General features: G+C 51.1%; 6 protein-coding genes. 3 read left to right on the forward strand and 3 right to left on the reverse strand.

Annotated elements, in window-relative coordinates:
* The first annotated feature begins 5 nt into the window (after positions 1–5).
* Positions 6–458, forward strand: coding sequence for a terminus macrodomain insulation protein YfbV (gene yfbV, locus CAG65_RS18980; RefSeq protein WP_021704166.1), 453 nt, complete (start codon positions 6–8; stop codon positions 456–458).
* A 54-nt stretch (positions 459–512) separates the two neighbouring features.
* On the opposite strand, the gene ald is transcribed toward yfbV, so the two are convergent.
* Complete coding sequence (gene ald, locus CAG65_RS18985; protein ID WP_021704165.1) at positions 513–1,637, reverse strand: alanine dehydrogenase; 1,125 nt, start codon at positions 1,635–1,637, stop codon at positions 513–515.
* 156 nt (positions 1,638–1,793) lie between these two features.
* On the opposite strand from ald, the gene lrp reads away from it, so the two are divergent.
* Positions 1,794–2,288 (forward strand): leucine-responsive transcriptional regulator Lrp, encoded by a 495-nt coding sequence (lrp, locus tag CAG65_RS18990; protein ID WP_021704164.1) that lies wholly within the window; start codon positions 1,794–1,796, stop codon positions 2,286–2,288.
* 138 nt (positions 2,289–2,426) lie between these two features.
* Complete coding sequence (locus CAG65_RS18995; RefSeq protein ID WP_161454637.1) at positions 2,427–5,399, forward strand: DNA translocase FtsK; 2,973 nt, start codon at positions 2,427–2,429, stop codon at positions 5,397–5,399.
* A gap of 75 nt (positions 5,400–5,474) precedes the next feature.
* On the opposite strand, the gene dsbB is transcribed toward CAG65_RS18995, so the two are convergent.
* Positions 5,475–5,993 (reverse strand): disulfide bond formation protein DsbB, encoded by a 519-nt coding sequence (dsbB, locus tag CAG65_RS19000; RefSeq protein ID WP_161454638.1) that lies wholly within the window; start codon positions 5,991–5,993, stop codon positions 5,475–5,477.
* An 84-nt stretch (positions 5,994–6,077) separates the two neighbouring features.
* Positions 6,078–7,673 (reverse strand): Na(+)/H(+) antiporter NhaB, encoded by a 1,596-nt coding sequence (nhaB, locus tag CAG65_RS19005; RefSeq protein WP_021704161.1) that lies wholly within the window; start codon positions 7,671–7,673, stop codon positions 6,078–6,080.
* Positions 7,674–7,682: the final 9 nt, after the last annotated feature.

The raw sequence follows: 7,682 nt of genomic DNA on the forward strand, positions 1-7,682 counted from the left end.
GTCCAATGAGTAATAGAGTCGGCTTGATACACAGTTTGAGAGATGGTCAGAAGTACATGGATACCTGGCCGATGCGCAAAGAGCTCAGTATGCTGTTTCCTGAGCATCGCATCATCAAAGCAACCCGCTTTGCCACTAAGGTGATGCCTGCCATTGCGGCGATCAGCGTGCTCACTCAGATGAGTTTTCAGAATTATTCCGCTATGCCTCAGGCGGTGGTGATTGCCTTGTTTGCCATCAGTCTGCCAGTACAAGGTATATGGTGGCTGGGGAATCGAGCCAATACCCAGTTACCTCCAGCGTTGGCTGGTTGGTATCGTGAAATCCACCAGAAAATTGTTGATACCGGCTGCGCATTGGAACCGGTCAAATCTCGTCCACGCTATAAAGAGTTGGCTGCGATTCTCAACCGGGCGTTCCGGCAGTTGGATAAAACTGCGTTAGAGCGCTGGTTCTGATAAACAAAAAAGCTCTCACCAAGGTGAGAGCTTTCTTTATTCGTTCAGCAGTGCTTAGTTGAACATGGCGATCGCGGTTTCCGGCTCTACGTATTCCAGATTAAACGCTTCTGCGACTTCTTTGCACGTTACTTTACCGTGAATAACATTCAGGCCTTCCAGGAAGCCGTGGTCAGCCAGCAGAGCTTCACGGTATCCTTTGTTTGCCAGTTTAACGATATATGGCAGGGTTGCGTTGTTCAGCGCAAAAGTGGAAGTGCGAGCAACAGCTCCAGGCATGTTTGCTACACAGTAGTGAACCACATCATCAACGATGTAAGTTGGATCTGCGTGCGTTGTCGCGTGAGAAGTTTCAAAACAACCGCCCTGGTCGATAGCAACGTCGACAACAGCCGCGCCTGGTTTCATTTTAGCGATGTGCTCTTTTGTCACCAGTTTAGGAGCTGCGGCACCTGGGATCAGAACTGCACCGATAACCAGATCGGCCGCCAGAACGTGTTTTTCAATCGCATCTTCAGTTGAGTAAACCACTTTGGCACGGCCCTGAAACTCTTCATCCAGCTTACGCAGTGTATCGATGTTACGGTCTAAGATAGTAACGTCGGCGCGCATGCCAACTGCCATACGAGCTGCGTTAGCACCCACGACGCCGCCGCCGACGATCACAACTTTCGCTGGTTCAACACCTGGTACGCCACCCAGCAGCAGGCCACGGCCGCCGTGAGATTTCTCAAGAGTTTGTGCGCCTGCCTGGATAGACATACGACCCGCAACTTCAGACATTGGTGCTAATAGTGGCAAGCGACCCATATTATCTGTTACAGTCTCATAGGCTATGCAGACAGCTTTGCTCTTGATCAGGTCTTCAGTTTGTGGAAAATCTGGTGCCAGGTGCAAATAAGTAAATAAAATTTGCCCTTCTTTGAGCATAGCTCGTTCGACAGCTTGAGGTTCTTTGACCTTAACAATCATATCTGCTTGAGCGAAAACCTCAGCAGCAGTAGGAAGAATGGATGCGCCTACAGCGATGTAATCATCGTCTGAAAAACCGATGCCTGCGCCGGCATTGGTTTCAACAAAAACTTGGTGACCATGTGAGATTAGCTCACGGACACTTGCTGGAATCATACCGACGCGGTATTCGTGGTTTTTGATTTCCTTAGGTACGCCAATGATCATCCTGACTCCTCATTGTATTGTGGTTGTATTGACTATGTGTAGGGTAATTCTGTCGAATTAAAGTCTAGTATAGATGTGAGTCAGTAAAATTTGATACTGAATATTAAAAAGTTGTAGTATATTTTTTTGCAAGGAAGTAATAAGGTGGAATAAAAAATGGCAGACAACTATAAAAAGCCGTCCAAGGATCTTGACCGTATCGACCGCAACATTCTTAACGAGTTGCAGAAAGATGGTCGTATTTCAAACGTTGAACTCTCTAAGCGTGTCGGGCTTTCTCCCACGCCGTGTCTTGAACGTGTACGCCGTCTGGAACGCCAGGGCTACATCACAGGCTACACCGCGCTGTTGAACCCACAGTTTTTAGATGCCTCTCTTCTCGTATTCGTAGAAATTACGTTGAATCGTGGTGCGCCTGACGTTTTCGAACAGTTCAATGCAGCAGTGCAGAAATTAGATGATATTCAGGAATGCCATCTGGTTTCTGGTGATTTCGACTATCTTCTCAAAACGCGCGTGTCGGACATGAGTGCGTATCGTAAACTACTGGGTGATACGCTATTACGTCTGCCTGGGGTGAATGACACCCGAACCTACGTGGTGATGGAAGAAGTGAAGCAAACCAATCAATTGGTGATCAAGACTCGTTAAAAGTGAGAATAGTGGTACTCCTTTCCATATTCTGACTTTATACAATTGGGTTTTTGACCTTGATATGGTTAAATCTTTAGACCGAGCGGCTTTGTGCCGCTCGGAGTTTTTCTACTCATTCTTAGATTTAAGTTGGTTATGTTCAAAGAGAACAAGAATAAGGTCGAAACCATCATCAAAACCGGTGAAGAGCCTCAGTCTTCCCGATTGAATGGTACACAACGTCTCAGAGAGTGTGGGCTGATTCTGGCCGTGCTCATTTCCATTCTGCTGTCCATTGCCTTACTCACGTTTAGTCCGGCGGACCCATCCTGGTCGCAGACTGCCTGGGGGGTAGACATTGAAAATGCTGGCGGCATCGTTGGCGCCTGGACGGCCGACACGCTGTTTTTTACCTTCGGTTCTCTGGCGTATCCGCTACCGATCCTGATCACCGTTGCGGCGTGGATTGTTCTGCGTAAGCGTGACGAAGACGAACCGATTGATCTGATGCTGTGGGGTTCCCGTCTTGCGGGGTTGGTCGTGTTACTGCTCACCAGTTGTGGTCTTGCTGATATTAACTTTGATGATATCTGGTATTTTTCATCGGGCGGGGTGATCGGGGATGTCCTGACCAGTTTGGCTCTGCCAACCCTCAATGTATTGGGAACCACACTGGTTCTGCTGTTTTTGTGGGGCGCGGGTTTTACACTGTTGACCGGCGTCTCCTGGTTACGCATCGTCGAATGGATTGGGCAAGGCAGTATTTCTCTCTTCAGTGGTCTGGTGAATCGTCTGCGCGGCGAAAAAGAGGAAACTCTCGAACCACAACTGATCACGCCACAAGCGCCGGTTAAAATAGCGCGTCAAGTGCCGTCATTCGGCGAACTTGATGACAATAACACCGAATCAGAGGACGATGTTGCGATTGAGACGCCAAGTGCGCCATCACGCCGATACAACATCCATATGCCGGACAAAGCCGAAGCCAAACCGGCAGAGTACGATCCGCTGCTGGTTACACCAGTTGAGCCTGAGCCAGCGCCAACACGTCAACCTCAGGCAGTACCGAGCCGTCCAGTAGTGACGCCGACCGTTCAATCCGAGTCTCAGTCTGCCGCGAAAGCAGCATCAACAGCTGAGACAGCTCAGAAAGTTGAGCGGACACGCCAGCTCGGTGCAACGATTGAAGAACTGGAACAGGCTGCCTGGGATGACGACGATATGGCGAGTGAGTATGAGGTTCAGGAAACGCCGGTGGTGAACCCAGAGCCGCAACCTGCGCCAACCGATACGCCGCCTTGGCTGAACGATGACGAGGAAGATGAACTTCAACCGACGCTTAACCCGTCTGAACTGGCGCATATCTCTCAACAGGTCGAACCGGACGCACATCATATTGAACCCGTGATTTCTGACTTTGATGTCGCCGATGACGAATTCGTTGAAGAAGATGTGCAACCTGAGCCGCTATCTGCTCAGCCTGAGGTTGAAGACCTGGGATACGAGGAAGACTCTGCGCAGGATAAAGACGTCAACGCCTTCCAGAGTATGGTTGCAGAAGCGCAAGCCAAAGTGGTTGCGCAGCAAAACCCGTTCTTGGTGCAACAGGATGTAAATCTGCCGAAACCTGCAGAGCCAATGCCGACACTGGAGTTGCTGTACCATCCTGAGAAGCGTGAAAACTTCATTGACCGTGACGCACTGGAAGAGATAGCACGTTTGGTGGAGTCAAAACTGGCTGATTACAAGATCAAAGCGCGCGTGGTCGATATCTTTCCAGGCCCGGTGATCACTCGCTTTGAACTGGATCTTGCGCCAGGTGTGAAAGTCAGTCGTATTTCCGGGTTGTCAATGGACCTGGCCCGTTCGCTGTCAGCCATGGCGGTTCGGGTAGTCGAAGTGATCCCAGGTAAACCGTATGTGGGACTGGAACTGCCGAATATGAGTCGTCAGACGGTGTACTTGTCTGATGTCATCAGCAGCCCGCAGTTTACGGAAGCGAAATCACCAACCACGGTGGTACTCGGTCAGGATATCGCAGGTGAAGCAGTGGTGGCTGATCTGTCGAAAATGCCACACGTGTTGGTGGCGGGTACCACAGGCTCCGGTAAGTCGGTCGGGGTCAACGTCATGATCCTGAGTATGTTGTACAAGTCGACCCCGGAAGATGTACGATTCATCATGATCGACCCGAAAATGCTGGAATTGTCGGTTTACGAAGGCATTCCTCATCTTCTGTCCGAAGTGGTGACTGACATGAAAGACGCCTCCAATGCGTTGCGCTGGTGTGTTGGCGAAATGGAGCGCCGTTACAAGTTGATGTCTGCACTCGGTGTGCGCAACATCAAAGGCTTCAACGACAAACTGAAGATGGCCGCAGAAGCCGGACACCCTATTCATGATCCATTGTGGCAACCGGGCGACAGCATGGACCCTGAGCCGCCATTGCTGGAAAAACTGCCTTACATTGTTGTGATTGTCGATGAATTTGCCGATCTGATGATGGTGGTCGGTAAGAAAGTCGAAGAGTTGATCGCGCGTCTGGCACAGAAAGCCCGGGCGGCGGGTATTCATTTGATTCTGGCGACTCAGCGTCCGTCGGTGGATGTGATTACCGGTCTGATCAAGGCCAATATTCCGACCCGCGTTGCGTTTACCGTCTCAACCAAGACGGACTCGCGTACCATACTCGATCAGGGCGGTGCCGAATCGCTGCTGGGCATGGGTGATATGCTGTATCTGCCTCCGGGCTCCAGCCATACGGTACGTGTTCATGGCGCGTTTGCCTCGGATGATGACGTTCATGCGGTGGTGAACAACTGGAAAGCGCGTGGTAAACCGAACTACATTGATGAAATCACCAATGGTGATCAGGGACCAGAAGCCTTGCTACCGGGTGAAAAACCGGAAGGTGATGAAGACATGGATCCACTGTTTGATCAGGTGGTGGAACACGTGGTCGAAACCCGCCGAGGTTCGGTATCTGGTGTACAACGTCGTTTCAAGATTGGTTACAACCGCGCTGCGCGGATTGTTGAACAGCTCGAAGCACAAGGTATCGTCAGTGCGCCAGGGCACAATGGTAACCGGGAAGTGCTGGCACCGAAGCCAGGGCGAGATATGAACTAACGCGATCTGCAATAAAAAAAGCTTGGCCCCGGCCAAGCTTTTTTTATTTGAATGGTCAGTCTGTGCGTTGTCGGTTTATTTGCTTTTGACGAATTGGGCGATAACCACCACCGCCAGAGCCAGTAGGTTCGCGGCGAAGATCACCACTAACCATTGTGGCATGGATAACGTCAGGAACTGCCACACGACTTTGGAGCAATCGCCGTAAGCTTCGAACATCCAAGGTGCCCACTGGTTCAGTGGTGCCCAGTCCGGAAAGGTGACAAACAGGTCACACGTTGCAAATGGCGATGGATTAAACTGGTAATCCACATGCTGCAGTGCCAGCGTCAGCCCTTTATACGCTGTGATGCCCCAGGCGGCCAGACCCAGCCATCGGAACAAAGGGTTGGTCGGTGCGATGATCCCTAGCAGTGCCGCAGCGCCAATGCCCAACATGGCGACCCGCTCGTAAATGCACATCACGCATGGGGCCAGCAACATGACGTGCTGGAAGAAGAGGGCGCAGGCTTCAAAGAACACGACAAAGCCCAGCAGCAGCAGCCATGACAGGCGCTGTTGAGAAAATGATTTAACGGCGGCTAGAAAGTTCACAGATTCAGTCCTTGGGGAAATAAAAAAAGCTCTGAGTTATCAGAGCTTTTTATCGCGTAATAGTTTCGTGTTCAACAAAAATTATTAGTGGTGGCCCGCAGAAACCGCTGCGCCGGCTGCCTCAACCGCTTTGTGTGTGATCCAGCCCGCGTCGTAGAACCAGGTCGTCATTGGATCAACCAAGAACACAATGCCCGCCAAACCGACCAGAGCCAGTACTATGGTGTAAGGCAATGCCATGACCACCATGCGGCCATAGGACAGACGAATCAACGGAGCCAATGCCGAGGTCAGCAAGAACAAGAAAGCTGCCTGTCCGTTTGGTGTCGCCACCGATGGCAGGTTGGTGCCGGTGTTGATCGCCACAGCCAGCAAGTCAAACTGGTCACGGGTGATGATGCCTTCAAGCAGAGCTGTTTTCACTTCATTGATGTAGACGGTTCCGACGAACACGTTATCCGATACCATTGAGAGCAGGCCGTTCGCCACATAGAAGAGTGCCAACTGAGTACCGCTGTCTTCAACGTGCAGTACTGCATCGATCACTGGTTTGAACAGCTGTTGGTCGATGATGACCGCCACAATCGAGAAAAAGACCGCCAGCAGCGCAGTAAAAGGCAAGGCCTCTTCAAACGCTTTACCCAGTGAGTGCTCTTCTATCACGCCCGTAAACGCCGTTGCCAGAATGATCACTGACAAACCGATCAGACCGACTGCGGCCAGGTGCAGTGCCAAGCCCACGATCAGCCATACGGCAATCAGGCCTTGAATCCACAGTTTAGCGACGTCTTGGTTGGTGCGGTTTTTGCGTTCTTCATTGTCAAAATCCACCAGAATCTGGCGCACGTTGTCCGGCAGTTCAGCACCGTAACCAAAGACTTTGAATTTCTCGACCAGAACACAGGTGATCATGCCGCAGATAAAGACGGGTAGGGTAACCGGCGCCATACGGATAATGAATTCACCAAATAACCAACCGGCCTGGTCGGCAATGATCAGGTTCTGAGGTTCACCTACCATGGTCGTTACTCCACCCAATGCGGTACCGACACCGGCGTGCATCAGCAAAGAGCGCAGAAACGCACGGTAGTTTTCCAGATCGTCACGGGTCAAATCAGTAAAGTGGTCATCCATGGTATGGTCGTGCGCGGAGCTGGATCCTTTACCGGAAGCCACTTTGTGGTAGATCGCGTAGAAGCCCACCGCGACGCTGATGACGACCGCAATGACAGTCAGCGCATCAAGAAAAGCCGATAGGAACGCCGCAGCGAAACAGAAGGCCGCGGATAACATGGCTTTTGAGCGGATACCCAGTAAGATCTTGGTGAAGATAAACAGAAGCAAGTGCTTCATGAAGTAAATACCGGCAACCATGAACACCAGCAGCAGCAACACTTCGATGTTCGCCACCAGTTCGTGTTTCACTTGCTCCGGGCTGGTCATGCCAATGGCAATAGCTTCAATGGCCAATAAGCCTCCGGGTTGAAGCGGGTAACACTTCAGCGCCATCGCCAGAGTAAAAATGAACTCAACGACCAGCAACCAACCAGCGACAAACGGGTTGATCAGGAAGAAGACAATCGGGTTAACGATAAGAAAGGCGATAATGGCAACTTTGTACCAGTCTGGTGCTTTACCAAGAAAGTTTTTGATAAAAGCATTTCCGAGCGACATCGGCATGGGTATTAC

This window comes from Vibrio sp. V39_P1S14PM300, from assembly GCF_009904765.1.
GTDB lineage: Bacteria > Pseudomonadota > Gammaproteobacteria > Enterobacterales > Vibrionaceae > Vibrio > Vibrio proteolyticus.